Source organism: Streptomyces sp. NBC_00536, assembly GCF_036346295.1.
GTDB lineage: Bacteria > Actinomycetota > Actinomycetes > Streptomycetales > Streptomycetaceae > Streptomyces.
Window position 1 is genome coordinate 4,508,577 of sequence record NZ_CP107819.1, and the last position, 25,685, is coordinate 4,534,261.

23 protein-coding genes, 1 tRNA gene and 1 pseudogene are annotated in these 25,685 nt (G+C 72.5%); 11 read left to right on the forward strand and 14 right to left on the reverse strand.

Going from position 1 to position 25,685, the window contains the following annotated elements; genetic code table 11:
• Window positions 1-26: 26 nt before the first annotated feature.
• The 3 genes from OHS33_RS19845 to OHS33_RS19855 form a co-directional block, all read right to left on the reverse strand.
• Entirely contained in the window at window positions 27-440 is a 414-nt protein-coding gene (locus OHS33_RS19845; RefSeq protein WP_330331745.1) for a hypothetical protein, read from the reverse strand.
• Between the two features lie 176 nt (window positions 441-616).
• Window positions 617-1,705 (reverse strand): ABC transporter ATP-binding protein, encoded by a 1,089-nt coding sequence (locus OHS33_RS19850; RefSeq protein ID WP_330331746.1) that lies wholly within the window; start codon window positions 1,703-1,705, stop codon window positions 617-619.
• Between the two features lie 152 nt (window positions 1,706-1,857).
• Entirely contained in the window at window positions 1,858-3,600 is a 1,743-nt protein-coding gene (locus tag OHS33_RS19855; RefSeq protein WP_330331747.1) for a hypothetical protein, read from the reverse strand.
• A gap of 308 nt (window positions 3,601-3,908) precedes the next feature.
• On the opposite strand from OHS33_RS19855, the gene OHS33_RS19860 reads away from it, so the two are divergent.
• A tRNA-Thr gene (locus OHS33_RS19860) sits at window positions 3,909-3,986 on the forward strand.
• Between the two features lie 96 nt (window positions 3,987-4,082).
• Here the strand turns inward: OHS33_RS19860 and OHS33_RS19865 are convergent.
• Entirely contained in the window at window positions 4,083-5,480 is a 1,398-nt protein-coding gene (locus OHS33_RS19865; RefSeq protein WP_330331748.1) for an NAD(P)/FAD-dependent oxidoreductase, read from the reverse strand.
• A gap of 76 nt (window positions 5,481-5,556) precedes the next feature.
• Between OHS33_RS19865 and OHS33_RS19870 the strand changes: the two are divergent.
• The 3 genes and pseudogenes from OHS33_RS19870 to OHS33_RS19880 all read left to right on the forward strand — a co-directional run bounded on the left by OHS33_RS19870 (window position 5,557) and on the right by OHS33_RS19880 (window position 7,767).
• Window positions 5,557-6,494: pseudogene (locus tag OHS33_RS19870) on the forward strand (aminoglycoside phosphotransferase family protein).
• A gap of 80 nt (window positions 6,495-6,574) precedes the next feature.
• The gene (locus OHS33_RS19875) at window positions 6,575-7,078 is read left to right on the forward strand and encodes a GNAT family N-acetyltransferase (RefSeq protein WP_330331749.1); all 504 of its coding nucleotides are present in this window, start codon (window positions 6,575-6,577) and stop codon (window positions 7,076-7,078) included.
• Between the two features lie 29 nt (window positions 7,079-7,107).
• Window positions 7,108-7,767: a pentapeptide repeat-containing protein gene (locus tag OHS33_RS19880; RefSeq protein WP_330331750.1), complete on the forward strand. Its 660-nt coding sequence runs from the start codon at window positions 7,108-7,110 to the stop codon at window positions 7,765-7,767.
• A gap of 30 nt (window positions 7,768-7,797) precedes the next feature.
• Here OHS33_RS19880 and OHS33_RS19885 read toward each other — a convergent pair whose 3' ends face one another.
• From OHS33_RS19885 to OHS33_RS19900, 4 genes are all read right to left on the reverse strand, one after another.
• The gene (locus tag OHS33_RS19885) at window positions 7,798-8,301 is read right to left on the reverse strand and encodes a hypothetical protein (protein ID WP_330331751.1); all 504 of its coding nucleotides are present in this window, start codon (window positions 8,299-8,301) and stop codon (window positions 7,798-7,800) included.
• 102 nt (window positions 8,302-8,403) lie between these two features.
• Entirely contained in the window at window positions 8,404-9,936 is a 1,533-nt protein-coding gene (locus OHS33_RS19890) for a M4 family metallopeptidase (protein ID WP_330331752.1), read from the reverse strand.
• A 362-nt stretch (window positions 9,937-10,298) separates the two neighbouring features.
• Entirely contained in the window at window positions 10,299-10,955 is a 657-nt protein-coding gene (locus OHS33_RS19895) for a response regulator transcription factor (protein WP_330331753.1), read from the reverse strand.
• Window positions 10,952-12,223: a sensor histidine kinase gene (locus tag OHS33_RS19900; protein WP_330331754.1), complete on the reverse strand. Its 1,272-nt coding sequence runs from the start codon at window positions 12,221-12,223 to the stop codon at window positions 10,952-10,954. Before OHS33_RS19900 ends, OHS33_RS19895 begins: the two co-directional genes overlap by 4 nt.
• A gap of 392 nt (window positions 12,224-12,615) precedes the next feature.
• Between OHS33_RS19900 and OHS33_RS19905 the strand changes: the two genes are divergently transcribed.
• Window positions 12,616-13,146 (forward strand): GlcG/HbpS family heme-binding protein, encoded by a 531-nt coding sequence (locus tag OHS33_RS19905; protein ID WP_330331755.1) that lies wholly within the window; start codon window positions 12,616-12,618, stop codon window positions 13,144-13,146.
• 53 nt (window positions 13,147-13,199) lie between these two features.
• On the forward strand, window positions 13,200-14,669 hold the full coding sequence (locus tag OHS33_RS19910) for a M1 family metallopeptidase (RefSeq protein ID WP_330331756.1): 1,470 nt from the start codon (window positions 13,200-13,202) through the stop codon (window positions 14,667-14,669).
• Here the strand turns inward: OHS33_RS19910 and OHS33_RS19915 are convergent.
• Together OHS33_RS19915 and OHS33_RS19920 are read right to left on the reverse strand one after the other, a co-directional pair.
• On the reverse strand, window positions 14,653-15,186 hold the full coding sequence (locus tag OHS33_RS19915) for a GNAT family N-acetyltransferase (RefSeq protein WP_330331757.1): 534 nt from the start codon (window positions 15,184-15,186) through the stop codon (window positions 14,653-14,655). The two genes, OHS33_RS19910 and OHS33_RS19915, sit on opposite strands and share 17 nt — an antisense overlap.
• Before the next feature lie 427 nt (window positions 15,187-15,613).
• A complete protein-coding gene (locus OHS33_RS19920; protein ID WP_330331758.1) occupies window positions 15,614-16,189 on the reverse strand; it encodes a TerD family protein in 576 nt (191 codons plus the stop codon).
• A 240-nt stretch (window positions 16,190-16,429) separates the two neighbouring features.
• Here OHS33_RS19920 and arfB point away from each other — a divergent pair, with 240 nt between their 5' ends.
• On the forward strand, window positions 16,430-16,855 hold the full coding sequence (gene arfB, locus OHS33_RS19925; protein WP_330331759.1) for an alternative ribosome rescue aminoacyl-tRNA hydrolase ArfB: 426 nt from the start codon (window positions 16,430-16,432) through the stop codon (window positions 16,853-16,855).
• 24 nt (window positions 16,856-16,879) lie between these two features.
• On the opposite strand, the gene OHS33_RS19930 is transcribed toward arfB, so the two are convergent.
• Window positions 16,880-17,470, reverse strand: a complete 591-nt coding sequence (locus OHS33_RS19930; protein ID WP_330331760.1) for a flavin reductase family protein — start codon at window positions 17,468-17,470, stop codon at window positions 16,880-16,882.
• Between the two features lie 392 nt (window positions 17,471-17,862).
• Here OHS33_RS19930 and cdgB point away from each other — a divergent pair, with 392 nt between their 5' ends.
• Together cdgB and OHS33_RS19940 are read left to right on the forward strand one after the other, a co-directional pair.
• On the forward strand, window positions 17,863-19,608 hold the full coding sequence (gene cdgB / locus OHS33_RS19935; protein ID WP_330331761.1) for a diguanylate cyclase CdgB: 1,746 nt from the start codon (window positions 17,863-17,865) through the stop codon (window positions 19,606-19,608).
• Between the two features lie 79 nt (window positions 19,609-19,687).
• Window positions 19,688-20,749 carry a CBM35 domain-containing protein gene (locus tag OHS33_RS19940; protein ID WP_330331762.1) on the forward strand — a complete coding sequence of 354 codons (1,062 nt, stop codon included), beginning with the start codon at window positions 19,688-19,690 and terminating at the stop codon, window positions 20,747-20,749.
• A gap of 19 nt (window positions 20,750-20,768) precedes the next feature.
• On the opposite strand, the gene OHS33_RS19945 is transcribed toward OHS33_RS19940, so the two are convergent.
• The 3 genes from OHS33_RS19945 to OHS33_RS19955 form a co-directional block, all read right to left on the reverse strand.
• Complete coding sequence (locus tag OHS33_RS19945; protein ID WP_330331763.1) at window positions 20,769-21,716, reverse strand: 1-phosphofructokinase family hexose kinase; 948 nt, start codon at window positions 21,714-21,716, stop codon at window positions 20,769-20,771.
• A 119-nt stretch (window positions 21,717-21,835) separates the two neighbouring features.
• Entirely contained in the window at window positions 21,836-22,987 is a 1,152-nt protein-coding gene (gene nagA, locus OHS33_RS19950; RefSeq protein WP_330331764.1) for an N-acetylglucosamine-6-phosphate deacetylase, read from the reverse strand.
• Entirely contained in the window at window positions 22,987-23,919 is a 933-nt protein-coding gene (locus OHS33_RS19955; protein WP_330335115.1) for an ROK family protein, read from the reverse strand. Before OHS33_RS19955 ends, nagA begins: the two co-directional genes overlap by 1 nt.
• Before the next feature lie 178 nt (window positions 23,920-24,097).
• On the opposite strand from OHS33_RS19955, the gene OHS33_RS19960 reads away from it, so the two are divergent.
• Together OHS33_RS19960 and OHS33_RS19965 are read left to right on the forward strand one after the other, a co-directional pair.
• Window positions 24,098-25,402, forward strand: a complete 1,305-nt coding sequence (locus OHS33_RS19960; RefSeq protein ID WP_443065324.1) for an ABC transporter substrate-binding protein — start codon at window positions 24,098-24,100, stop codon at window positions 25,400-25,402.
• Window positions 25,403-25,436: 34 nt separating this feature from the next.
• Window positions 25,437-25,673, forward strand: a complete 237-nt coding sequence (locus tag OHS33_RS19965) for a DUF3263 domain-containing protein (protein ID WP_330331765.1) — start codon at window positions 25,437-25,439, stop codon at window positions 25,671-25,673.
• Window positions 25,674-25,685: the final 12 nt, after the last annotated feature.

Here is a 25,685-nt window from a genome sequence, read left to right on the forward strand (position 1 = left end):
CCTGGGGCCGCCGGGCGCGGGCCGGGTCAGCTGAAGGAGGCGACACCGGCGGCGTACGACGTGTCGCACACCGGGCGCGCGAACGACTGGGCCTTCGTGGGCCCGTACGCGTCCACCGCGGCCCGGCCGATCGCCCGGGCGATGCCCACGCAGTGGTCGGCGAGCGACGGCCGCCGGTCCACCTCCTGCTGGAGGTGCGTGAGGACGACACCGGGCTCCTTGCCCTGCTGCAGTTCGCCGAGCAGCTTCTCGCGCAGCACGTCCTGTGCGGCGAGCGGCTTCGCGGGAACGTTCACGTTCTCGGAGGACGCGGTGAGGATCTGGGACGGGGTGCTGTCGGCCCAGGGAACCATGGTGACCGCGAGGGTCCCGGACAGGACCAGGACGACGGGCAGGACCAGGGCGAGGGAACGGCCGATACGGCGGGCAGAGTGGGTCACGAGGGCGAGAGTAGCGCTCGGTGAAGATTTGGCGACATTTAGTCACCCGGTCGGGGGACGGTTCGACGTGGCTTTTCGAATGGGGCGTTGACGAACGGCACTCGAAAAGGACGGGTCTGCCGGGGTAAAGGAGCGTTGGGCGCGCCCACGCGCGCCCAACGCTCCTTACCGGTCGATCAGTTGGCGAGGCGCTCGCCCGACGAGGTCGAGAACACGTGGGCCTCACCGGCGCGCGGCACCACGTTCAGGACCGAGCCCTTGTCCGGCACCTGACGGCCGTTGACCCGGACCACGATGTCCTGCGGCTTGTCGTCGATCGTCGCCGTGCCGTAGACGTAGCCGTCCGCGCCCAGCTCCTCGACCACGTTGACCGTGACGGCCAGGCCGCCCTCGGAGGCGATGTCGAAGTGCTCGGGACGCACGCCGACCGTCACCGTACGGTCACCGGCATCCGCGGCCGCCGAGAGCGCCTCGCGGGCGATCGGGACCAGGGTCTCGCCGAAGGTCACGCCGCCGTCGGTGATCGGGACCTCGACCAGGTTCATCGCGGGCGAGCCGATGAAACCGGCGACGAAGAGGTTCGCCGGGCGGTCGTACATGTTGCGCGGGGTGTCCACCTGCTGGAGCAGGCCGTCCTTCAGCACCGCCACCCGGTCGCCCATGGTCATGGCCTCGACCTGGTCGTGGGTCACGTACACGGTGGTGATGCCCAGACGGCGCTGGAGGCTCGCGATCTGCGTACGGGTGCTGACGCGGAGCTTGGCGTCCAGGTTGGACAGCGGCTCGTCCATGAGGAACACCTGCGGCTGGCGCACGATCGCGCGGCCCATGGCGACGCGCTGGCGCTGACCGCCGGAGAGCGCCTTCGGCTTGCGGTCGAGGTACGCGCGCAGGTCCAGGATGTCCGCGGCCTCTTCGACCTTCTTGCGGATGGTGGCCTTGTCCACACCGGCGATCTTGAGCGCGAAGCCCATGTTGTCGGCGACGGACATGTGCGGGTACAGCGCGTAGTTCTGGAACACCATCGCGATGTCCCGGTCCTTGGGCGGCAGGTGCGTGACGTCGCGGTCGCCGATGCGGATGGCACCGCCGTTGACGTCCTCCAGGCCGGCGAGCATGCGCAGCGAGGTGGACTTGCCACAGCCGGACGGTCCGACGAGGACGAGGAACTCGCCGTCCTCGACGTGCAGCTCGAGCTGGTCGACGGCGGGCTTTTCGCCCCCGGTGTAAATGCGGGTCGCCTTGTCGAACGTGACAGAAGCCATGGTGATGAATCCCTTCTACCGGCAGGAACGTGCCGGACGATCCGTGTAGGAAGGTCTAGTCCAGTCGCTGGACTCCGCCCGACGCTACCCGCCGGAGTCCGCTCCTGTCAGCCCCCGGAGCGCGTGACTTCACTTATGGCCCGGGGCGGCTGTCAGAGGCGACTGCTTTGATCCCGCCCATGACCGTCTACGACCTGACCGTTCCTATCGTGCTCGGCCAGTGTTGGCTGAATCACGACAAACCGGATCGGTGATCCGGTAGCCCCGCGAACGGTCTTCGGGGTCGGGAACAGCGTGAGCTGGTCACTTTGGCACGGTCGAGTCTTACCGCCCGGTTGGGCTGCGCTCGCTGTCCTGGGTGGACTCGCGGTCCCGCGTGGCCTGGGGGCGGATACGGCCTGGCCGGTAGCTTTCCCCGCACTCATCCTCTGGTGAGCGGAGGTCACACCTGGCCGACGCCGAGCCCTGTGTCCCAGGCCGCGCCTGCCGATGGCCACTGCGGCACCATGATGCCGTGTGACGGTGGTCTTGCTGTTCTGCCGCTGGAGTGGAGCCTTCCAGTACCGTTCGCCCCAGACGCTGGTGTACGCGGGATCGACGGCGATCACGACGAGGCCAGCGTGGAAAGCCATCCCGGACAACCGGTCGCGGAACCTCGCGGTAGGGATGCCCGCGACGGTTCGGCGGAAGGTCTTGCCACGTCGGCCTCGGCCCATCGTTTCGCGGCCGGTCGATCGGGCGTGAGCGAAACCCAGGTTCTCGATCGCGATGCCCGCGCACTGGTGCTCTCGGGCGAGGTCGAGCAGACGGCTGATCGCTTCTTGGAGCCGACCGTCCCGCTGGGACGTCGGTCCAGTGAGGTGGAGGGGGATCGTCACCGGCTGGCCGACAGGGTTTCCGTGCGGGTCGAGGACGTAGGCGGCCAGGTGGTCGGCGTTGAGATCGACACCGACCAGGCGTTCACCGAAGCCGTGGATCTCCTTCGGGGTGGGCAGTGCGACTTCGCCGGTGGACCACGATGCATCGAGGTACCAGCGGCCACGGGCCGGGTCGTAGGTGATGTCGTACCGCACAGCGCGGTTCGCGGTTACACGATCGAGCCACTCTTCGCGGCGGTGGGAGAAAGACACGGTGCAGGCCAGCCGGTACCGGCCGCGGGGGGCGTTGGCCAAGTGCCTGAGGGGTTCGGGCAGCACGAGCATCACCCAACCGTCGTTCGGGTCCACGCAGATCGTGTAGTTGCCGTGCGGCGCCCCCGATTCGCCATCGGCGGTGAGGAACAGGCGGGCTGCATCCCAACGTTCACGCCACTGCTGCTCGGTGAGCTGGGCGTCCTCCAAGTTGTGCCGGACCTTCGCCAGGCGGCGCCCGCCAACCACGATGCTCGGGCGGCCCTCGCTGATCCGCTGCTCGACCACTGCCATCCGGGCCACGAGGACCCGCAGGCGGCGCTGCTTCTGAGCCCGCTCGGCCTGGTCCTTGTAGCCACGGACCTTGCCCTCACGCTGCCCGCACGGCACCACGAGACGCTTGCCGATCTTCCGGACAGCCCGGCGCAGACCGGATAGGTCGTCATACAGGCAGCGCAACGACAGTTGGTACTGATCCTCGCTCACCCGGGTCATGGCCCCGGCCCACCGCGAGGACGACGCCTTCGTGAGCGTCTTCTTACGGGCGGCTCGCTGGTTTTCCTTAACCGGAACCTTGCCGATTTCCACCCGACGGGCGAGGTCGGCCCTCTGGAGGCCACCCAGGTGTCGGCCGACCAGCGTCAGGACTTCGGTATCCCGGCTGGTGGCGTGCAGCCGGTCCCGGATTCGGGCGCCGGTCGGGGCTGCCACGGTGAACGGGTCGGCGAGGACGCGCAGACGCTTGCCACGCTTGTTACGTTCCACGCGCTGACCTCCTCTCGCATCGGGCTCGTGAGCGGCTTCGCGGCACGCTGCTGGTGCTTGCGCTGGTCCGGGATGCCCAGAACCTTGCGCTTGAGGCGCTTGGCCTCGGCGCCTGTGAGGCGCTCCTTCTGCTCCGCGGCTTCGGCCACGAACCCTCCCATCCCTACGGTCCGATAGTCGGACGTGCACTCCAGTACGTAGAACGAACTGGCGGGCGAGGGGTTGCGGGGGTCGGAAAGTTCTTCGCGGCGGTGTCTGGCTGCTGTGTAGAGTGAAGGCGATTCTGTGCGCTGTGCAGTGTCACAGGTGCCCCCTTAGCTCAGTCCGGCCAGAGCACTCCACTTGTAATGGAAAGGTCGTCGGTTCGAATCCGACAGGGGGCCCCATCCCAGGTCAGAGGCTTGCTGGCCGAGGGGATTCGAACGAAAGCGGAAGGCCCCGGGCGGTTGCCCGGGGCCTTTTGCGTGGGCCTTTTGTGTGGGTCAGTGGCGGCCTGAGATGCGGTCGGCCAGGCGGGCCAGGGGGGTCGTGGTCGCCGTGTGGGTGGCGGTTTCGTGGCGGTCCGCTTCGCGGTAGGCGGCGTAGAGGGCCTGGACGCCGAGCCAGCGGAAGGGTTCCGGTTCCCAGCGGCGGACGCGGTGGTTGACCCAGGGGAGGGTGGTCAGGGCGGTGGGGCCGGACTGGCCGGAGTCCTGCTGGACCAGGTCGCACAGGGTGCGCGCGGCGAGGTTGGCGGTGGCGACGCCCGAGCCGACGTAGCCGCCGGCCCAGCCCAGGCCGGTGGTGCGGTCGAGGGTGACGGAGGCGCACCAGTCGCGGGGGACGCCGAGGACGCCGGACCAGGCGTGGGTGATCGGGGTGCCGGTGAGCTGGGGGAAGAAGGACGTGAGGAGGGCGGTGAGGGCCTCGATGGTGGCGGGCTGGGTGCGGCCGTCGTTGTCGGTGCGGGAGCCGTAGCGGTACGGGACCCCGCGGCCGCCGATGGCGATGCGGTCGTCGGCGGTGCGCTGGGCGTACATGTAGGCGTGGGCCATGTCGCCGAGGGTGGCGCGGTCGGTCCAGCCGAGGGAGTCCCAGGTGGCGGCGGGCAGCGGGGCGGTCACGATCATCGAGGAGTTCATCGGGAGCCAGGAGCGCTTCTGGCCCTTGAGGGAGGCGGTGAAGCCTTCGGTGCAGCGCAGGACGTAGGGGGCGCGGACGGTTCCGTACGGGGTGACGGCCTGCTTGGGGGCGATGGCGGTGACCGGGGTGGACTCGTGGATGGTCACGCCGAGGCGTTCGCAGGCGTCGGCGAGGCCGGTGACGAGCTTGGCGGGGTGGATGCGGGCGCCGTGCGGGCTCCAGGTGCCGCCGACGGCGTCGGCGATGTCGACGCGGGCGCGGGTCTCGCGGGCGCCGAGCAGGACGCGGTCGGTCTCGCCGAAGGCGGTTTCGGCGGCGTGGAAGGCCTTGAGGCGGGCGAGCTGGGCGGGGCTGCGGGCGACTTCGAGGACGCCGCCGTGGTGGACGTCGGCGTCGATGCCTTCCTTGGCCGCGGTGTCGATGACCTCGGTGACGGTGTCGGTCATGGCCTTCTGGAGGCGTACGGCGGCCTCGTGGCCGTGGAGTGTGGCGTACCGGTCGCGGCCGGCGATGCCGTTGTAGAGCCAGCCTCCGTTGCGTCCGGAGGCGCCGTAGCCGCAGAACTTCTGCTCCAGGACGGTGATCCGGAGGAAGGGGGCGGCCTGCTTGAGGTAGTAGGCGGTCCAGAGGCCGGTGTAGCCGCCGCCGACGATGACGACGTCGGCCGTGGCGTCGGCGGTGAGGGGTTCGCGGGGTGGCGGGGTGCCCTCCGTCGCGTACCAGAAGGAGATGCCGCCGTTGATCGTCGCGCTGGTCATGGGGGAGTGGTACACCGCGTTCCGCACAGGTGTCCAGGGCCGGTGCCTTGCGGCTGGTGGCCGTTATCGTCGGCGCATGGTCGACATTCCGGACGGACTGGCCGCGGGGCAGCTGGAGTTCAACGGGGCGCGGGGGCGGGCGTTCCTGGACGCGCTGCCGGGGCTGGCGGCGCGGTTCCTGGAGCGGTGGGAGCTGCGGCGTACGGGTCCGGGGATGCACGGGGTGACGGCCTTGGTGCTGCCGGTGGTGCGGGCGGACGGGACTGCGGCGGTGCTGAAGCTGGTCCTGCCGGACGAGGAGAACGCGGGGGAGGCGCTCGCGTTGCGCGCCTGGGACGGGCGCGGGTGCGTGCGTCTGCTGGAGCACGACGCGGGGTCCGGGGCGCTGTTGCTGGAGCGGCTCGACGAGGGCAGGCCGTTGTCGGTGCTCGGGGCGGCGGAGGGGACGCGCGGGGTGCGGTGCGGGTGATCGCGGGGTTGCTGGGGCGGTTGACGGAGGTTCCGGCTCCGGTGGGGTTGCGGGGGCTGGGCGAGATCGCGGGCGGGCTGCTGGAGCGGGCGCCGGGGGCGGTGGGGCGGCTGGCGGACGCGGGGGAGCGGGGGTTGCTGCGGGATTGTGCGGCGGCGCTGGCGGAGGTGGCGGGGGAGCCGGGGGACCGGTTGCTGCACTGGGACCTGCACTTCGGGAACGTGCTGGGTGCGGACGGCGGTGCCGGTGGCGGGGCCAGGGCCTGGGCCGGGGCGGGGCGGGGGGAGTGGCTGGCGATCGATCCGAAGCCGCTGTCCGGGGATCCGGGGTTCGAGCTGCTTCCGGCGATCGTGAACCGGTTCCGCGCCGATGAGGTGGTGTGGCGGTTCGAGTTGCTGGCGGGGGAGCTGGGGCTGGACCGCGAGCGGGCGCGGGCGTGGACGCTGGGGCGGGTGCTGCAGAACGCGGTGTGGGACGTGGAGGACGGGGAGGCGGCGATGGGGGAGGAGCAGGCGGAGGTGGCGCGGCTGCTGCTCGGGCGGTGAGGGCGGGCGGTGCGGGCGGGGCGCGGTGCCGGGCGCCGGGAGCCCGGCGTGATCCGCAAGACACCCCCTAGGCTGCGGGCATGATCCGTACAGCGACTGAAGCCGATGTCCCCGCGATTCATGCGATGGTCCGTGAACTCGCCGAGTACGAGAAGGCCTTGCACGAGGTGCGGGCCACGGAGGAGCAGCTGCGGGAGGCCCTGTTCGGGGAGCGTCCGGCGGTGTTCGCGCACATCGCGGAGACCGAGGAGGGCGAGGTGGCGGGGTTCGCCCTGTGGTTCCTGAACTTCTCGACGTGGCGCGGGGTGCACGGGATCTACCTGGAGGACCTGTACGTCCGTCCGGAGCACCGCGGTGGCGGGTACGGGAAGGCGTTGCTGAGGGAGTTGGCGGGGCTGTGCCGCGAGCGGGGTTACGAGCGCCTGGAGTGGTGGGTGCTGAACTGGAACGAGCCGGCCATCAAGTTCTACGAGTCGCTGGACGCGGTGGCGCAGGACGAGTGGACGGTGTTCCGGCTGACGGACGGGGCGCTCGCGGAGCTGGGCGGCGGGGCGGCGCCCGCTTCGGCGCCCGCTTCGGGGTGACTGTCAGTGGCCTGCGCCAGGATGGACGTATGGCGCGAAAAGTGAAGGCTGTGCGGCGGGCAGAGGTGCGGTTGCCGGAGTTGCGGCCCTTCGGGGACGCGGAGCTGGAGCCGGACGGGGATTACGACGGGCTGGAGTTCGCGGACCTGGATCTGGGCGGGCAGGAGGGGGGCGGGGCGCGGTTCATGGACTGCGCGCTGCGGCGCTGCTCGCTGGACGAGACGGGGCTGGCGCGGGCGCGGTTCATGGACGTGGTGCTGGAGGGGGTGCGCGGGGTGGGCACCGATCTGGCGGAGGCTTCGCTGCGCGATGTGGAGCTGCGTGATGCCCGGCTCGGCGGGGTGCAGTTGCACGGGGCGGTGCTGGAGCGGGTGCTGGTCCGCGGCGGCAAGATCGATTACCTGAACCTGCGGAAGGCCCGGCTCAAGGACGTGGTCTTCGAGGGCTGCGTCCTGGTGGAGGCGGATTTCGCGGGTGCGGTGCTGGAGCGGGTGGAGTTCCGGGACTGTGCGCTGCGCGGGGTGGATTTCGGCGGGGCGCGGATGACGGACGTGGACCTGCGGGGTGCGGTCGAGCTGGACATCGCGCGGGGGGTGGAGTCCCTGGCGGGTGCGGTGATCAGCCCGCCGCAGCTGCTGGACCTGGCTCCGGCGCTGGCGGCGCAGGTGGGGCTGCGCGTGGAGGCGTAGGGGAGGTGCTTCCGGTGCCTTCCCGTGCTCTTACGCGGGGACGCGGGGGAAGCGGGTCTGGAGGGTCCAGATGGTCGGGTTGTCGGCCAGTCCGTCGTGCATGTCGGTGAGGTCCGCGATCACGTCGTGGAGGAAGTCGCGGGCCTCGCGGCGCAGCAGGCGGTGGCTGAAGGTGAGCGGGGGCTCCTCGGGGTCCATCCAGTCGGCTTCGACGTCGACCCAGCCGAAGCGGCGTTCGAAGAGCATGCGGTCCGAGGACTCGGTGAAGTCGAGTTCGGCGTACTGGCGGTTCGCCGCGCGGCTGCCGCGGGGGTCCTGGTCGAGCTGTTCGACGATGTCGCACAGGGCCCAGGCGAAGTCGAGGACGGGGACCCATCCCCAGGCTGTGGATACTTCCCGGTCCGCGTTGGTGTCGGCGAGGTAGACGTCGCCGCAGAACAGGTCGTGGCGCAGGGAGCGGACGTCCGCCGAGCGGTAGTCGGTCTGCGGGGGGTCCGGGAAGCGCCGGGAGAGGGAGTAGCCGATGTCGAGCACGTAGTCGATGGTGTCACGGGTGGGGGCGTCGTGCGGCCGGAGGGGCGTTCGATTCGCTGCTCCGGCCGCGCGGCACCAGTGCGGGCTTGGACGACGTGGGGGTCAGTGGACGTTGACCGCGTTCCAGGTGGCGGCGACGGCCAGGCGCTCGGGGCTGGTGGCGCCGTAGAGGTCGGTGGCGGCCTGGAGGGTGGCGACGCGGGCGCGGGAGTAGTTCGAGGTCGAGGTCATGTAGACGGTCAGGGCCCGGTACCAGATGCGGACGGCCTTCTCGCGCGAGATGCCGAGGAGCTTGGAGCCGTCGTAGGTGGGGGAGTCGTAGGTGATTCCGTTGATCACCTTGCGGCCGCTGCCCTCCGAGAGGAGGTAGAAGAAGTGCCGGGCGGGGCCGGAGGCGGCGTAGGCGTTGAGGTTGCCGATGTCGCTGGACCAGTAGTCGCGTGAGGAGCCGTCGCTGCTCGGGCGGTCCATGGTGCGCAGGGCGCCCTTGTAGACGCGTTCGCCGATGAGGTAGTCGCCGGGGTCGGCGGGGTTGTTCGCGAAGAACTCCCCGGCGGTGCCGAGGATGTCGGAGGTGCCTTCGTTGAGTCCGCCGGACTCGCCGGAGGAGAGGAGTCCGGCGGTGGCGGCGGTCAGGCCGTGGGCGAGTTCGTGGCCGACGATGTCGAGGGAGGTGGGCGGCTTTCCGCTGCCCGCGGCGCCGTCGCCGTAGCTCACGCAGCCGCAGCTGTCGTCCCAGAAGGCGTTGTCGAGGTTGTTGCCGTAGTGGACGCGGGAGACGACGCCGCGGCCGTCGCCGCGGATGCCGTTGCGGCCGAGGACGCCCCGGTAGAAGTCCCAGGTGACGGCGGTGCCGTAGTGGACGTCCACGCCGGCGGTCTGGCGGCTGGTGGGTCCGCCGTTGCCCCAGACGTCGTCGGCGTCGGTGAAGAGGACCCCGCCGGTGGTCTGGTTCATGGCGTCGAGGGTGCGCTGGTCGCCGCGGGGGAGGTCGCGGAGCTGGAAGAGGGAGCCGCTGGGGTTGGTGCCCAGGGTGACCGTGCCCGCGTACTGGCTGTTGCCGGTGCCCGCGTGGACGGTGTCGTACGAGCCGAGCACGGCGCCGGTACGGGCGTCGGTCACCGTGTGCAGTTCGCTCGGGGTGCCGTCGGGCCGGGGGGTGCGGGTGACGGTGTCCCAGGCGGGGGCGGGGGTGCCGGTCGCGGCCCAGATGATCCGGCGGGCGCCGGGGCCGGGTCCGTGGGCGGTGGCCGGGGCGGCTCCGGCGGGGGCCGCGGCTCCCACGGGGGCCGCGGCGGCGGCTCTCAGGGCGGCCGGGGTGGTGGAGTCGGTGGTCGTACGGGTGCCGTCGGGGCGCTGGTGGACGATCAGGTCGCCGCCCAGGACGGGGATGCCGCCGATGGTCCGGTCGTAGTGGGTGTGGGTGGTGCCGTCGGGGTCGGTGACGGTGGCACCGGGGCGGGCCGTGAGCTGCTCGGCGGTGAGCCGCGCGGAGGGGGCCTGCGCGGAGGCGTTCTGTGCGGTGGTCGTCGCGCTCGCCGGGGCGGCGAGGGTCGCGAGGGTGGCGGCGAGCACCGCGGTGGTGGCGGTGGCGAGACGGACGAGGGTGCGGGGGGAGGACGCGTGGTGGGTCACTCGGGCTCCTTCGCTGGCGGCGGCGGCCGGGGTGTGGACGCGTGAGCGGAGCGTGCCAGCGGAGGGTGCGGAGGGGACAGGGGTGTGACGCGGGGCGGGGTGTGGTTGTCCGAAGAGGGGGCGTGACTGTCCGGAATTCGGCGGTGGAGTGGGTGGGCTGGTCTTCCGGCCGCGGGCCGCGGGGCCTCCGGCGGGCCCTCAAACGCCGGGCAGGCTGAATGTGCCCGGGCCTGGGCCACCGCGGCCCTGCGGGCCAACTCAGCCTCGCCGGCGTTTGAGGCGCGGGTCCGGGCAGAGCCCGGGGGCCGTTCCAGCCTCGCCGGCGTACGGGCGTACGGGCGTACGGGCGGGTCCGGGCCGGGTCAGGACGGCAGGAGGCGCTGCTCCTTGGCCACCGAGACGGCGCCCGTGCGCGTGTCGACGCCGAGCTTGTCGTAGATCCGGCCCAGGTGGGTCTTGACGGTGGCCTCGCTGATGAACAGGGCGCGGGCGATGTCCCGGTTGCCCAGGCCACGGGCGAGCTGACCCAGGATGTCCAGTTCACGCTCCGTCAGGGTGGGCTTCGTACCGCGCATGTGGGCCATCACCCGGCTGGCCACCGGCGGGGAGAGCGTGGTGCGGCCCTGGGCGGCGGAGTGGATGGCGGCGAAGAGTTCCTCGGGCCGCTCCGCCTTCAGCAGGTACCCGGTGGCGCCCGCGCCGATGGCGCGCGTGATGTCGGCGTCCGTGTCGTACGTCGTCAGCACCAGGACGTGCGGCGGGGCGGGTGGCCCCGGGAGCGCGGCGATGCGGCGGGTGGCCTCGATCCCGTCGATGCCCTCGCCGAGCTGGAGGTCCATCAGGACGACGTCGGGCCGCAGCGCGGCCGCCAGGGCCACCGCTTCCTCGCCGCTGCCCGCCTCGCCGACCACCTCGATGTCCGGCTCGCTGCCGAGGAGGGCGAGCAGGCCGGCCCGGACGACCAGGTGGTCGTCGCAGAGCAGGATCGTGGTGGGAGGGGTGGGGGTCGGCGGGGTCATCGGGGTGGCTCCAGGGGGGTGGGGGAGGAGGGGGGCAGGGGGAGCGCGGCGGACAGGACCGTGCCCTCCGAAGGGGTGGACTCGACGGTCAGGGTGCCGCCCAGCTGGCGGACCCGGGCGCGCATCGCGGGCAGGCCGTGGCCGCGGTCGGGTGCCCCCGGACCCGCCGGGGGCGCGGTGAAGCCGCGGCCGTCGTCCGCGATGTCCAGGACCACCTGGTCGCCGAGGAAGCTGAGGGTCAGGGCCGCGGTGCGGGCGCCGGCGTGCTCGCGGACGTTGGCGAGGGCGCCCTGGGCGATGCGCAGCAGCGCGGACTGGGTCCGGGCCGGGAGCGGGACCGGGGCGCCCTCCAGGTGGAAGCGGACGGTGACCTCCGGACCGGCGTCCAGTCCCCGCAGGGCGTCGGCGAGCGGGACGCCGTCGGCGAGTTCGGAGGGGGCCAGGTCGTGCACCAGGCGGCGCGCCTCGGCCAGGCCGCGGGCCGCGATGCCGGTGGCGGTACGGACGTGCGCCCGCGCGGTGGCCGGGTCCGCGTCCCAGGTCCGCTCGGCGGCCTGGAGCAGCATCTGCTGGCTGGAGAGGTTCTGGGCGAGGGTGTCGTGGATCTCCATCGACAGGCGCTGGCGCTCGGCGAGGGTGCCTTCGCGGCGTTCGGTGGCGGCCAGTTCCCGGCGGGTGCGGATGAGGTCGTCGATGAGGGTGCGCTGGGCCTGGGTCTGGCGCTCCATGTGGACGAACACGGCGGTCGCGAGGGCGGCGACGGCGGGCGGGGCCAGCAGCAGGTTCGGGTCGAAGGCGGCGGAGAGCTTGAGCTGGGCGGCGACGACGAAGGCGGTGAGCAGGGCGACGAGGACGACGGCGGCGCGGGGCGGGAGGGTGCGCAGGGCGGTGTAGAAGAGCGGCACGGCGCACCAGGCGAAGCTGGGGGCGAGGACGACGAGGACCACCCAGGTGGTGACGACCAGGGCGAGCCAGACGAGGTGGCGGGGGGTGGGGCCGTCGGCGGTGGCCGTTGCCGTTGCCCTGGCGGTGGCCTTGGCGGTCGTCGGGCCGAGGACGTACAGCAGGGCCAGGGTGATGCTCAGGGCGATGATCCACGGGGTGCGGGGTTCGCCGGGGTGGCGGAGGAGGAAGCGGGCCACGGAGGAGCCGAGGAGGAGGAAGAAGGCGGTGTGGACGACGGTGGTGAGCGTGCGGCTGGGTGGGGGCACGGGGTTTCCTCCTCCGGAGTGGGTGGGTGGGTGGCCGGTGGGCCGGTGCCCGTCCATCGTGCCCGGCCGGGGTGCGTGCCGCTGCGCGGGGCCGCCCCCTCGCGAAACCGGGCTCCGCCCGGACCCGCGCCTCAATCGCCGGCGGGGCTGGGGTGGCTCCCGGGCTCTGCCCGGACCCGCGCCTCAAACGCCGGCGGGGCTGGGTTTGTCCGGCGGGGCCGGAAAGTCAGCCTGCCCGGCGTTTGAGGGCCCGCCGGAGGCCCCGCGGGGCTGAGCCCCGGAGACAACCGTGGCCCCTCCGGGCGGCCTCCGCATCGGCCGATCGGTTGACCCCCGGGTCATCCGGTGCGGGCGCGCGGGCGAGCCGGTGCGGGGATCCGGCGGGGCGGGGGCCCGGGACACGATGTGGGGGTGGCCGGAACCCCGGCCCCTGAACCCCAGGAGCAGCCATGAACACCCGTACCCGTGTCCTCACCGGTGCCGCCCTCGCCGTAGCCCTCGGCGCGGGGACCTTCGGGGCCGTCACCGCGAGCGCCGCGCCCGCCACCGTGGCGAAGGACGCGAGCGACAAGAACTTCACCACCTCCACCCACCTCACCATCGACGCCGCCACCCGCGCCGCGGAGGTCGCGCTGCAGGCCGCCGAGAAGGAGAACCAGAAGGTGACGGTCGCGGTGGTAGACCGCAACGGCAACACCATCGTGACCCTGCGCGGTGACGGCGCGGGCCCGCAGTCCTACGAGTCGGCGCAGCGCAAGGCGTACACCGCCGTGTCCTGGAACGCCCCGACCTCCGTCCTCGCGGGCCGTCTCGCCCAGACCCCGAACCTCAAGGACATCCCGGGCACCCTCTTCCTCGGCGGCGGTACGCCCGTTCAGGCCAAGGGCGCCCCGGTCGCGGGCATCGGTGTGGCCGGTGCGCCGAGCGGTGACCTGGACGAGAAGTACGCCAAGGCGGGCGCGGACTCCCTCCTGAAGTAACACGAAGGAGCGTCCGACACGTCCGATATGTAGGACACCCCTACTATCGGAGCGTGGATCACCGCGCCCTGCCTCCCGCCCCCGCCGTGGCGACCGTCCTCGCCCTGCTCATCGGCCTGCTCTCCGGGTGTACGGGCGGGCCCGTCGAGGGCATGCCGGGGTCTTCGGGGCTGCGGGATCCGCTGTTTCCCAAGGCGGGCAACGGCGGTTACGACGTACAGCACTACGACCTCGGGATCGCCTACGAGCCGGGGCGGCGGCATCTGACGGGGACCGCCGTCATCACCGCGCGGGCCACCCAGGGGCTGAGTTCCTTCAACCTCGACCTGGCCGGGCTCGACGTGAAGGGCGTCACCGTCGACGGCGCCGGGGCCCGGTTCAACCGGACCGGGAACGAGCTGACGGTGCGCCCCGCCGAGGATCTGGCGAAGGGCGCGGTCTTCCGTACGCAGGTGAGCTATTCGGGCACGCCGAAGGTCATCCACGACGTGGACGATTCCAAGGAGGGCTGGATCCCCACGGCCGACGGCGCGGTGGGGGTGGGCGAGCCGGTCGGGTCGATGGCCTGGTTCCCGGGCAATCACCATCCGAGCGACAAGGCGACCTACGACATCACGCTCACCGTGCCGAAGGGGTACGAGGCGGTGTCCAACGGGGAGTTGCGTTCCCGTACGGACGACGACGCGGCGGGGCGGACGGTCTTCGCGTGGCACGGCGACCAGCCGATGGCGAGCTACCTGGCGGTGGCCGCCATCGGCAAGTACAAGATCACGACGGGGAAGACCCCCTCGGGGATCCCCGTGTACGAAGCCGTCGCGCCGGAGGAGGCGGCCGCCAGCGCCGCCCCGCTCGCGCGGCTGCCCGAGATGGTCGAGTGGGGCAGCGCGAAGTTCGGGCCGTACCCCTTCAGCACCACCGGGGCGATCGTCGAGCGGCACGGCACGCTGGGCTACGCGCTGGAGACGCAGACCCGGCCGGTGTTCGCCGGTGCGCCGAGCGAGGTGCTGGTGCTGCACGAGCTGGCGCACCAGTGGTTCGGGAACTCGGTGTCGCCGAAGGCGTGGAAGGACATGTGGCTCAACGAGGGCTTCGCGACCTACGCGGAGTGGCTGTGGTCCGAGGACCACGGCGGACCGAGCGCGCAGGCCCGGTTCACCGCGTTCGTGGAGGGTGACACCAAGGTCGATCCGGACGCCGACCGGCCGTGGGGGGACTTCCCGCCCGCCGAGCCGCCGGGGCCCGAGCACATCTCGGCCGACCCCGTGTACTACCGGGGCGCGATGGTCCTGCACCGGATCCGTCAGGAGGTCGGGGACCCGGCCTTCTTCGCGCTGGTGCGCGGCTGGGCGGCCGAGCACCGGCACGGGAACGCCGGTACGGGCGACTTCACCGCCTTCGCCGAGAAGTCGACCGGGCACGACCTGAGCGATGTCTGGGACGTGTGGCTGTACGGGAAGGACAAGCCCACCGTGGATGACGGGAAGGCCGCCGTGCCGCGGCCCGGGGTCAGCGCGGTGCGGTGAGGGTGAGCGGTTTGCGCAGGACCGTGCAGGGGCGGCCGTGTTCGAGGTCCGGGGCCCGGCGCAGTTCGGTGTAGCCCCGGCCGGTCCAGAAGGCGAGCGCGGACGGGTTGGCGTCGAGGACCGCCAGGCGTACGCCGTCCCGTCCCGCGGCGCGGAACCGGTCTTCGACGAGGGTGGCGAGCGTACGGCCGTACCCGGCGCGGTGGGCGGTCGCGTCGATCAGCAGCAGGCCGATCCAGGGGTCCGGGTCGCCGGAGGCCGGGTCGGGGTGCCGGTCGAGGGTGGCGGCCAGGCCGACCAGGCGGCCCGCCGAACGGGCCAGCAGCACCTGGGCGCCGTCCCGGGCGAGTTCGTCGGCGAGCGCGGCCGCGACCTGCTCGACGGTGATGCGGGCCGGGTCGGGGAAGTCCCCGCTGAGTTCGAAGAAGGCGCGGTTCGTCGCGTAGAGGGCGGCGACCTCGGTGAGGACCGGGCCGGGGAGGGCGCCGTCGACGGGGGCGAGGGGTTCGAGGATCACCGGGTGACGGTAGCCCGTCCTGGTCCCGGGTGCGGATGCCCACTGGGTGCCGGGTGCCGGGTGCCGGGTGCCGGCCGCGGGTCGTGGGGCCTCCGGCGGGCCCTCAAGCGCCGGGCAGGCTGGAGTTGGCCCGGCCCCCTGGTCCCGGCCGCGGGTCGTGGGGCCTCCGGCGGGCCCTCAAACGCCGGGCAGGCTGGATTTGCCCCGGCCTGGGTGCCGGGTGCGGGCCCTCAAGCGCCGGGCGGGCTGGATTTGCCCCGGCCTGGGTGCCGGGTGCGGGCCCTCAAGCGCCGGGCGGGCTGGAGTTGGCCGGCCTGGGGCACGGGTGCGGGCTGGATTCGGGCGTGCCGAGGCCCCCCGGGCGGACGGGCTCGGGGGGCCTTGGTGGGGAGGCCGGGACGGACGGGTCCCGGACTGGTGCGGGGGACTAGACGTTGACGCCGAAGTCCTGGGCGATGCCCGTCAGGCCCGAGGCGTAGCCCTGGCCGACCGCGCGGAACTTCCACTCCGCGCCGTTGCGGTACAGCTCGCCGAAGACCATCGCGGTCTCGGTGGCGGCGTCCTCGGAGAGGTCGTAGCGGGCGATCTCGGCGCCGCCGGCCTGGTTCACGACGCGGATGTACGCGTTGCGGACCTGGCCGAAGTTCTGGCCGCGGGCGTCGGCGTCGTAGATGGAGACCGGGAAGACGATCTTGTCCACGTCGGCCGGGAGGCCCGCCAGGTTGACCTTGATGGACTCGTCGTCGCCGGAGCCCTCGCCGGTGCGGTTGTCACCGGTGTGCACGATGGTCTGGTCCGGGGTGGACTTGTTGTTGAAGAAGACGAAGTGGCCGTCGGAGACGACCTTGCCCGTCGGGTTCACCGCGATCGCGGACGCGTCGAGGTCGAAGTCGACGCCGGTCGTGGTGCGGACGTCCCAGCCGAGGCCGACCGTGACGGCTGCGAGGCCGGGAGCCTCCTTGCTGAGCGAGACGTTGCCGCCCTTGGACAGGCTTACAGCCATGGGGATGTCCCTTTCCTCTGTGCTGCCGGCGCCCTGCGACGCCGTGCGACGTCCTCTGACGCCTTGGTGACCGACTTGGTGACGTTACCGCTGACTGTCATAACGCCGGGAGGGGGCGCCGAGGTTCCAGGACCCGCCGAGGTTCCAGGACCCGCCGAAGTTCCAGGACCCGCCGAGCTTCCGGGACCCGCTGTGAAATGCGGGTGACGCGGCGGTGGGCGGGGGCGGATCATAGGGGGCATGCCTGGTCCCTATGTCATCCGCGGTTCGGTCGTGCTGCCCGAGGCCGAGCTCACGTGGCGCTTCTCGCGCTCCTCGGGGCCCGGGGGGCAGCACGTCAACACCTCCGACTCCCGGGCGGAGCTGCTCTTCGACCTCGGCGCCACCAAGGCGCTGCCCGAGGTGTGGCAGGCGCGGGCGCTGGAGCGGCTCGCCTCCCGGCTGGTGGACGGGGTGGTGACCGTACGGGCTTCCGAGCACCGCTCGCAGCTGCGCAACCGGGAGATGGCGCTGGTCCGGCTGGCCTCGCTGCTCGCGGAGGCGACGGCGCCGCCGCCGAAGGCGCGGCGGGCGACGAAGATCCCGCGCGGGATCAACGAGCGGCGGCTGCGCGAGAAGAAGGCGCGGGCCGAGACCAAGCGGGGCCGCACCGGCCGGGACTGGTAGCCGAGCGACCGCGGTGGTCGCCGGTCACGCCCCCAGGTTCCGGTAGCGCCCCCGGAAGTAGGTGAGGGGGCGGTCCCCCGAGGACGGCAGGGTGGCGGTCAGCACGCGCCCGATGACCAGGGTGTGGTCGCCCGCTTCGACGCGGCTCTCGGTGCGGCATTCCAGGGTGGCGAGCGCGCCGCCCATCAGCAGTGCGCCGGAGGCCTCGCCGCGCAGGTGCGGCACGTCCTCGAACAGCAGCCGGTCGCTGATCCGGCCCTTCATCGCGAACCGGCTCGCCACCTGGCGCTGGTTCTCGGCGAGTACGGAGACGCCCCACAGCGGCTGCTCGGCCAGCAGGTCGTCCATCCGGGAGCCCTCGCGCAGGCTCACCAGGACCAGCGGCGGGTCCAGGGACACCGACATGAAGGCGGTCGCCGTCATGCCGACGTCCTCGCCGCTGGGGCCGGTCGCGGACAGGGGCTCCTCGCGTGCGGTGACCAGCACCACGCCCGCCGCCAGCCGGGACATGGCTTCCCGGAACTCGTCGTTGCTCACTCCCTCAGCATGAGGGGTGGCCGGGGGCGCGGGGATCACGGCGGGGATCTGCGGTATCGCGGGTCTCGTCTTCAGCACACCGGGAACGCTAGTCTCGCGGTCCGGCCGGCACATCGGGCCCTGGTCCCAGGAGGTCCGCGACCCGCGGCCTAGGTCTTCCGGGCCGCGCTCCGGTCTGCCGGGCCGTGCTTCCCGGCCACGCCTGCCCGCCACACGTGCCGCGTTCTGCCGCGCTCTTCCCACCGGTTCCCCGGTGCTCGGCGTATCGTTTGCTCCCGGAAATGAAGGGGAGCGCCCCCAGGCGGCTGGAGCCCCACTATCCATCTCATGTGACTTGAGTCACAGAGGGCAAGATTTGTTGACCCTGTGTACCTGCGGCACAGCTCACTGTGATTCAGTGGACGGGACACCGCAACGAAACGCCGATGACAAACCTGGAGTTGCTGTCGAGGTCTCGGGGAGAGCGAGCAATGGAGACCGAGTCGGAGCCGTACGTCCGTCTTGCGACCCTGCGGCAGCTGCACAAGGTGGTCGCCGAGCTGAATACGGCCCGGAGTCTCGCGGACACCCTGCAGACCGTCGTGGACGGCATCGTCCTGGGCCTCGGCTATGAACTCGCCTGTGTCAACCTCGTACGCCCGGACGGCGATCTCGTCGTCGCCGCCTTCGCCGGGGACCCCTCCGCGGAGGCCCTCATCACCGGTCGCGTGGGCTCCCGCGCCTCCTGGGACCGCCGCTTGACGATGGGTCGGGACTGGGACGGTCTGCGCTTCATCCCGCACACCGAGGGCTGGGTCCTGATCGAGGACGACGTCCCCCAGTGGCACACCGAGGGGCCCGATCCGCGGTTCGAGGACGAGTGGCACCCCGAGGACCGGCTCTACGCCCCCATGTACGCGTCAGGCGGGGAACTGCTGGGTGTCATTTCGGTGGACAGGCCGCGCAACGGGCGCCGTCCCGGCGCGTGGGGCCGCGAAGCCCTCCAGATGTACGCGTTCCAAGCGGCGATTGCGATCAGCAACGCGCGGCTGCGCGCGAACATGCAGCGGGCCCTGGTCCGGCTCGAACGCGAGCAGCAGGCGCTGCGGGCCAGCGAGGAGTCGTTCCGCCAGGCCTTCGAATACGCGCCCAGCGGCATGGCCATCGCCGAGATGGGCGGTGACCAGCACGGACGGCTGCTGCGCACCAACGACGCGCTGTGCCGGCTGCTCGGCCGGCCCGCCTCCGTCCTGCGCCGGTACTCCTTCTCCGACCTCGTCCACCCCGAGGACATCGGCACCCTGCTGCGGACCTCCGCCGAGGGCGGCCGGGCCGAGCTGCGGCTGGGGCGGCGCGACGGCACGTATGTATGGGTGTCGCTGCGCAATTCCGTGGTGGCGGACGCGGCCGACGGGCCGCGCTTCCTCCTCACCCACGTCGAGGACATCGAGGAGCGCAAGCGGCACGAGCTCCAGCTCGCGCACCGGGCCAGTCACGACGCGCTGACCGGGCTGCCCAACAGCGCCGAGCTGCGCGCCCGGCTCGGCGCGCGGCTGTGTCGCAGACCGCAGTCCGTGCGGGCGACGGCCGTGGAGGCCCTGGACGCCGCCTTCGAGGGGCGGGACGGGCCGGGCGGGCCGGTGGCGGCGGGCGGTGGCGGCGGGGGCGGTGAGCACGGTTTCCGCCCCGACGGCGGGCCCGGCGGGCCCGACCCCTTCGAGTTCCCCGGGGTGCCGGGGCAGGCGGGCGGCCCCGGTGGCCCGGGCGGTGCCGGGGGAGCGGGACCGTACGACCACCACGTGCACACGGTGGCGCCCGAGACGGAGGTCGACGACGGCACCAAGGGGCTCGCGGTGCTCTTCTGCGACCTGGACGGCTTCAAGTCGATCAACGACCGGTTCGGGCACCACACCGGGGACGCGGTGCTCATCGAGGTGGCCCGGCGGCTGACGACCGGGGTCAGGGACGGTGACACCGTCGCCCGGCTGGGTGGCGACGAGTTCGTGGTGCTGGCCGACGGGCTGGGCTCCGCGGACGCGGCGGACCTCGCGGTCCGGCTGCGCAACGCGATCATCCCGCCGATCCGGGTGGACGGCCGGGCGGTCCGTGTGGGGGCGAGTTTCGGGATCGGCTGGGCCAGCTGCGGAATGTCCGCCGACGAGGTGCTGCGCTCCGCCGACCAGCGGATGTACATCGAGAAGCGCTCGCGCTCCAAGGCCCACCGCAGGGCGGGCTGAGTCCGTCCACCTGGTGGCAGAGCGCCTGGAGCTTGCCTGTTCGAGGTAGGCTCCCGTGGGTCGAAAGGAGTGACCTGAGATGACGACGCCCGCGAACCACGGCTCGAACGGTGGGGCGAACAAGCCCGAGGACGACGACCCGTTCGGCTACCTCTACGAGGACGGGCAGGCCGCCGGCGCCACGCCGCCCGGACAGGGTGGCGGATACGGCTACCCCGGCCCCGCCGGTGGTGCGCAGCCAGGTGTTCCCAGGACCTCCTACAACCAGGTGCGTACGGTCGGCGACCGGACGTACGGCGGCCAGCGCGGCCAGGTCCCCTACCAGCAGGGCCCGCCGCAGCAGGGCCCGGGCCAGCAGCCCGCGTACCCGAACGGCCCGGCCCCGCAGTACCAGGCGCAGTACCAGGCCCCCGAAGCGCTCCAGGCGGGCGGCTACGGCGTGCCCCCGCAGCAGCAGTACACCCAGGCCATCCCGCCCCAGGGCGGCGGTCACGGCGGCGGCAACGGCGGCGGGTCCAGCCGCCGCGGCATGCTGATCGCGGCCGGTGCGGTGGTCGCCGCCGTGGCGATCGGCATCGGCGCGGCCGTGATCTGGGGGAACGACAACAAGGACCAGAACAAGGCGGACGGCAAGGACAAGGGCACGACGCAGTCGCAGTCCCAGCAGCCGCCGTCCTCCACGTCGCCGAGCGGCTCGGCGTCGCCCTCGGCGGGCCCGGCGCTGCCGAAGGCGGACGCGACGGGTTCCGGTTTCGCGCTGGCGGGCGGTGCGAGCGTGCAGAACGCGGTGCCGGGCGCCAAGTCGAGCACCGGTCAGTACGTGGGCGGCTTCAACAAGCCGGGCGCGTCGCTGACCTGGTCGCTGGACGTGCCGAAGGCCGGCAACTACAAGCTGAAGATGACCTACGGGGTGCCCGGCAAGGACGGCACGACCACGCTGACCGTCAACGGCGAGGCGCAGACCCGTCCGATAAACATGAAGAACTGGGCGAACGCGAAGCCCGGCGAGTGGGACAAGGGCTGGACCAACACCTACTCGCTGGTCGACCTCAAGGCGGGCGCGAACACCGTCAAGATCTCGTGCGAGGCGGGCAACCAGTGCGACGTCCTCATCGACCAGCTGTGGCTCGAAGCGAGCTGACGCCGACCCCGGGCCCTGGTCACTGACCGGGACCGGGTGCCTGCGTGACGGTGACCGACCCCCGTACCTCTTCGTAGGTGCGGGGGTCGAACTCTCCCGCGACCGGGGAGTGCACGGTGGCCGCCGAGAGGGCGACGGCGCGGGTGAGGCGGGCGGGCCAGTCGAGGCCCTCGGCCAGTGCCGACAGGAGGCCCGCGACGGCGGAGTCCCCGGCTCCGGTGGGGTTGCCGGACAGGGCGCGGGGCGGGGCGGCCCGCCAGGTGCCCTGGGGGGTGGCGGCGAGCAGCCCGGCGGGGCCCAGCGAGGTGATGACCGCGTGGGCGCCGCGGCGGCGGGCGTCGCGGGTGGCGGGGAGCGGGTCGCGGGAGCCGGTCAGTTCGGCGAGTTCGGCGGCGTTCGGCTTGATCATCTCGGGGCGGGCGGCGATCCCGCGGCGCAGGGCCTCGCCGCTGGTGTCGAGGAGGACCGGGACGCCGGCCGCGCGGGCGGTGCGGATCAGGAGCGCGTACGCGCCGACGGGGACGCCGGGCGGGAGGCTGCCGCACAGGGCCACGGCGGCGACGGGGCGCGCGGAGGACCGTACGAGGGTCTCGTACCGGCCCTGGAAGGCGGCCCATTCCGCGGTGGTGATCAGCGGGCCGGGTTCGTTGAACTGGGTGGTGTCGCCGGTCGCCGCGTCGGCCACGGCCAGGGTGCGGCGGGTGGGGCCCGCGCAGGGGACGAGCGCGTCGACGACGCCGGGCGCGTGGGCGGCCAGGCCCGCGCGCACCGCCTCGCCCGCCGGGCCGCCCGCGAAGCCGGTGGCGGTGACCTCGTGGCCGAGGGCGGCGAGCACCCGGGCCACGTTGAGGCCCTTGCCGCCGGGGCGCTCGATGACGTCGGACACCCGGTGCGAGGCGTGCGGCAGCAGCCTCGGCACGCGGTAGGTGACGTCGAGTGCGGTGTTGAGTGTGACGGTGACGATCATGTGGCGGACCCCCGGGTATCGGTCTGCCGGGATCATGCCAAATGCAGGGCTGTCGGCCCAGTCCCCCGGGCCGACCGCCCGCCGCCTGCGCTCGAACGGCCGGGCTCAGGCGGCCGGGCTCACACCGCCGGGGTGACGATCCATTCGCCGCGCCGCATGACGCCCTTGACGTCGAAGTCCGCGTCGAGGACGACGAGGTCGGCGTACTTGCCGGGCTCCAGCGAGCCGACCCGGTCGTAGACGCCGAGCAGCCGGGCCGGGTTCGCGGAGATCGCCTGGACCACGGACTCGACGGGCAGCCGGTCCAGGGTCACCGACCGCTTGAAGGCGGTGTCCAGGGTCAGCGTCGAGCCCGCGATGGAGCCGCCCTCGACCAGCCGGGCCACGCCGTCCTTGACCTCGACCTCCAGCGGACCCAGGTGGTAGGTGCCGTCGCCGAAGCCCGCCGCGTCCATCGCGTCGGTGATCAGCGCGACGCGGTGCGCGCCCGCGTGGTGGAAGGCCAGCTCCAGCATCGCCGGGTGCAGGTGGGTGCCGTCGTTGATCAGCTCGACGGTGACCCGCTCGTCCTCCAGCAGCGCCGCGATGGGGCCGGGCGCGCGGTGCTCCAGGCCGGGCATCGCGTTGTAGAGGTGGGTGGCGACGGTGGCGCCCGCGTCGATGGCCTCGCGGGTCTGGTCGTAGGTGGAGTCGGTGTGCCCGATCGCGGCGATCACCCCGTGCTCGGCCAGCAGGCGTACGGAGTCCAGCCCGCCCGGCAGCTCGGTGGCCAGGGTGAACATCCGGGCCGCTCCGTGCGCGGCGTCCATCAGCTTGCGGACCTCGGCCGGGTCCGGGTCGCGCAGCAGGTCCTCCTTGTGCGCGCCCTTGCGACAGGGGTTGATGAAGGGGCCCTCGAAGTGGATGCCCGCGATCTCGCCCTGCTGGGTCAGCTCGGCGAGCAGCGCGGCCCGCCGGGCCAGCTCGTCGAGGTCACCGGTGACGGTGGAGGCGACCAGCGTGGTGGTGCCGTGCTCGCGGTGCGTCCGTACGCCCTTGAGGATCTCCTCGGGGGTGCCGGAGGTGAAGGAGGCGCCGCCACCGCCGTGGTTGTGCATGTCCACGAAGCCGGGGACGATCCAGTGTCCGGCCAGGTCGAGGGTGCGCGCGTCCTCGTGGGCGCTGCCCGCGATGCGCTCGCCCTCGACGATGACGCGGCCGCCCGTGACGGTCCCGGTGGGCAGCACCACCTTGGCGCCGGAGAGAACGGTGCTGTGTGCGCTTCCGGCCATCAGGCAGGTACCTCCGTGGCGAGTAGGTCCCAGGCGAGCAGACCCGCGCCCAGGCATCCGGCGGTGTCCCCGAGGGCCGCCGGAACGATCTCGGGCAGCCGCTGGAACGTCACGCGTTCCTCCACGGCCGTCCGAAGTGGTGTGAACAAGGTTTCCCCGGCCTCCGCGAGCCCGCCACCGATGATCAGCGTGCGCGGGTCCAGCAGGGTGAGCGCGGTGACCAGCCCGTCGGCGAGGGCTCCGACGGCGGCCAGCCACACCTCCTGGGCGCGCGGGTCGCCGGATTCGACGGCCTTGGCGCAGTCCGCGGCGTCCGCGTCGGGGTCGCCGGAGGCGGCCGCCCAGGCGCGGGTGACGGCGGAGGCGGAGGCGAGGGTCTCCAGGCAGCCGTACTGGCCGCAGCCGCAGGCGGGGCCGCCGGGGCGGACCACGATGTGGCCGATCTCGCCCGCGTAGCCGTGGGCGCCCGCCTCGATCCGGCCCGCGATGCCGATGGCGCCGGCAATGCCGGTGCCGAGCGGCACGAAGAGGAAGCGGTCGGCGCCCCGGCCCGCGCCGATGCGGCCCTCGGCGAGTCCGCCGGTGCGCACGTCGTGCCCGAGGGCGACGGGGATGCCGCCGAGGCGTTCGCTGAGCAGGGCGCGCATGGGTACGTCGCGCCAGCCCAGGTTCGCCGCGTAGACGGCGATCCCGTTCTCGGCGTCGACGATCCCGGGGACGGCGACTCCGGCGGCGCGGGCGCTGCCTCCGTAGCGCTGCGCCCCCAGGTCGCGCAGTTCCGAGGCGAACTCCAGGATCGACTCGACGACGGCGTCGGGGCCCCGCTTGCGGCCGGTCGCGCGGCGCGCCTCGTGGAGCAGAGTGCCGTCCTCGGCGACGAGGGCGGCCTTCATCCCGGTGCCGCCCACATCGAGGGCGATGACGTGTTTCACGGGTTTCACAGGTGACAGTCTCGCGTGCTCGACGGGCAAAGGTCTAGTCCACTGAGAGGGATTGTTGAGTGGCCATACAAATGGGGGACCCCGACCCCCGTCCGGTTGTGGACACTCCGCGAAAGTGGTGTAGACCTTACGTGGATCGTACGTACAACCATGGGGTGGACCGAGAGCTGTGAGAGCCCGTTACCTGAGCCTGGCGGCCTCCGGCGCCGCACTGTGCATGACCGTGACCCTGACCGGCTGCGGGAGCGAGGTCCTCGGCGGGAACAACGAGGTGACCCTGCGCGTCGTGGCGGCCGACTACGGGGACAATCCGGCGAATTCCTCCGCCACGTACTGGAAGGACCTCGCCCACCGCTTCGAGAAGGAGCAGCCCGGCATCAAGGTCGAGGTCAACGTCTACTCCTGGACCGAGGTCGACGCGAAGGTCGCCGAGCTGGTCAAGGCCGGCAAGGCCCCCGACATCGCGCAGATCGGCGCCTACGCCGACTACGCGGCCGCCGACAAGCTCTACACCGCCGACGAGCTGCTCTCCGTACAGACCGAGGCCGACTTCCTCGCGCCGCTCGCCGACGCGGGCAAGGTCAAGCGGGTCCAGTACGGCATGCCCTTCGTGGCCAGCACCCGGCTGCTCTTCTACAACGAGAAGCTCTTCGCCGACGCGGGCATCATCCCGGCGAGCGCGGTCGGCACCGGCAAGGGCTGGCAGCCCAAGTCCTGGTCCGAACTGGAAGCCGCCGCCAAGAAACTCAAGGCGGCCAAGGTCCCCACCCCCTTCGCGCTGCCCCTGGGCCGCGAGGAGGCGCAGGCCGAGACCATGAACTGGCTGCTCGCGGGCGGTGGCGGCTACACCGACAACGAGGAGTCCTACGCCCTCGACTCCCCGGACAACGTCAAGACCTTCGAGTACCTGCGCGACACCCTGGTCGGCGGCGGCCTCACCGGCCCCGTCGAGCCCGCGAAGCTCGACCGCCAGGCCGCCTTCGACGGCTTCACGCGCGGCGAGGTCGGCATGCTCAACGGCCACCCGACGCTGATCAAGCAGGCCGGCGGGAAGGGCGTGAAGTTCGGCATGGTCGCCCTGCCGACCGCCGACGGCGCCGAGAAGCCCGGCATGGGCGTCGCCGACTGGGTCATGGCCTTCAAGAACGGCCACCGCAAGGAGTCCGGCAAGTTCCTCGACTTCCTCTACTCCGCCGACAACCAGACCGCCTTCACCAGCCGCTACGACCTGCTGCCGGTGACCACCAGCGGCTATCGGTCGATGGAAGCGGCCAACGGGGCGGGCGCGAGCCAGCTCAAGACCTTCCTCCAGGCGCTGCCCACCTCGCGGCTCTACCCCGTCGGCAAGAAGTCCTGGGCCGGGGTGAGCGAGAACATCAAGCAGAACATCGGCAAGACCGTCCAGCCGGGCGGACAGCCGGCCAAGACGCTGGAGGAGATGGCGCGCTCGGCGCGGGCGGCGGACACGCACTGAGCGTCCTGTCGGTGGGCGGCGTTAATCTGGCGGTATGACGGAGGGCGGGCGGTTGACGGAGACGGAAGCCGCCGTGCTCGCGTACGAGGGGCGCACCTGGCCCGGACCCGGCGCCAAGGAGCGGGCGATACGGGAAGTGCTCGGGATGCCCCCCGTCCGCTACTACCAGCTGCTCAACGCGCTGATGGACGACCCCCGGGCGCTCGCCCACGCGCCGGGTACGGTCAACCGCCTGCGCAGGCTGCGCGAAGCGCAGCGCGCCCGGCGATAGCCCTCCGGTCGG